This window comes from Kitasatospora sp. NPDC004799 (assembly GCF_040609095.1).
Classification (GTDB): Bacteria; Actinomycetota; Actinomycetes; order Streptomycetales; family Streptomycetaceae; genus Kitasatospora.
The window spans coordinates 1-1,865 of record NZ_JBEXJK010000732.1 but is presented as its reverse complement, the minus strand read 5'-3'; the positions used below and the strand labels follow the sequence as shown (position 1 = coordinate 1,865).

At 78.0% G+C, this 1,865-nt stretch carries 1 protein-coding gene; it reads left to right on the top strand.

Features of this window, described 5'->3' with window-relative positions:
• A partial coding sequence (locus ABZW03_RS40335; RefSeq protein ID WP_355269788.1) for a flavodoxin domain-containing protein occupies positions 1-1,738 on the top strand: 1,738 nt, incomplete at its 5' end.
• Positions 1,739-1,865: the final 127 nt, after the last annotated feature.

The following is a 1,865-nucleotide window of genomic DNA, read 5'->3' as shown; positions in this document are numbered from 1 at the left end:
GGTCCGGGAGGCCGCCGCCGGGCGCCCCGGGCGGGTCCGCCGGGGGACCGGGCTGCTGCTCCTGCACGGCTCCAACTACGGCGCCTGCCGGGAGTTCAGCCGGCAGCTCGCGGAGGCCGCCGCCGACCTCGGCTGCGAGACCGAGTCGGCCCCGCTGGACGCCTACGCGGACGGGCTGCCCACCGACCGGCCGGTGGTGATCACCGCCGCCTCGTACAACGGGCAGCCGACCGACGACGCCGCCCGGTTCGTCCGCCGCCTCCAGGAGGCCGGCTCGGCGGACGGCACGGCCGACGGCGTCGCGTACGCGGTGCTGGGCATCGGCGACCGCACCTACGCCGCGACCTACCAGCGCGTCCCGGCGCTGATCGACGACCGGCTCGCCGAGCTCGGCGGCACCCGGCTGCTGGACCGGGCGGAGGCCGACGCCTCCGGCGACCTGTCCGGCACCGTCCGGCAGTTCACCGAGGCGCTGCGCGAGGCCCTGCTGGAGCGCTACGGGGACGCCGACGCCCCCGCCGCGCCGCAGCCGGAGGCCGCCTTCTCGGTGACCGAGGTGACCGGCGGCCCGCTGGCCGCGCTGGCCGCCCGGCACGACATGGCGGAGCTGACCGTCACCGCCGTCGGCAGCCTGACCGACCCCGCCTACCACCGGGTCAAGCGGCTGGTCCGCCTCGCCCTGCCGGAGGGCACCGGCTACCGCACCGCCGACCACCTCACCGTGCTCCCGGCCAACGACCCGGAGCTGGTCGAGCGCGCCGCCAAGCTGGTCGGCGCCGACCCGGAGACGGTGCTGGGCATCGTGGCGCACCGGCGCACCGGGCCGGCCGTCGACCGCCCGCTGACGGTGCGCGAACTGCTCACCCACCACGTCGAGCTGCAGGACCGCCCGAGCGCCGAGCAGCGCGCCGTGCTGGCGGAGCTCAACCCCTGCCCGCCCGAGCAGGCCGCGCTGCGGGCGCTGCCCGAGGACGACCCGCGCACCCTGCTGGACCTGATCGAGGACCACCCGGCCGTGCAGGAGCGGCTCAGCTGGCCGGTGCTGCTGGAACTGCTGCCGCCGATCCGGCCGCGGCACTACTCGATCTCCTCCTCGCCCGCCGGCGACCCGGGCCAGGTGGAGCTGATGGTCTCGGTGCTCAGCGGCCCGGCCCGCTCGGGCCGGGGCACCTACCGGGGCACCGGCTCCGGCTACCTCGACCGGGTGGCCGTCGGCGACACCGTGCTGGCCCGGGTCCAGCCCTGCCGGGAGGCGTTCCGGATCGGGCACCGCACCCCGGTGGTCATGATCGCGGCCGGCACCGGCCTGGCACCGTTCCGCGGCGCCGTCGCCGACCGCCGGGCGCTGCTCGCCGAGGGGGCCGGGCTCGCCCCGGCGCTGCTGTACTTCGGCTGCGACGACCCGGAGGCGGACTACCTGCACCGCGGCGAGCTGGAGGCGGCCGAGCGGGCCGGCGCGGTCTCGCTGCGGCCCGCCTTCAGCGAGCGGCCTCAGCACGGCCGGCGCTTCGTGCAGGACCGGATCGCCGCCGAGGCGGCCGAGGTCTGGGAACTGCTCGAAGCGGGCGCCGAGGTGTACGTGTGCGGCGACGGGGCCCGGATGGCGCCGGGTGTCCGGGCGGCCTTCCGGGCGCTGTACCGGGAGCGCACCCCGGGGGCCGACGAGCAGCGGGCGCAGGCCTGGCTGCAGGGGCTGGTCGAGGCGGGGCGGTACGTCGAGGACGTGTACGCGGGCTGAGCGGCCGCGCCACGAACACGGCCGTCGGCCCCGCCGCCCGAAGTCCCCGGCGAAGAAGGTGAAGAAGGTGATCGCGAGGGCGGCGGCGCCCAGCGCCCCGGCCGTGCGGCCGGGCGGCCGGTCGCGG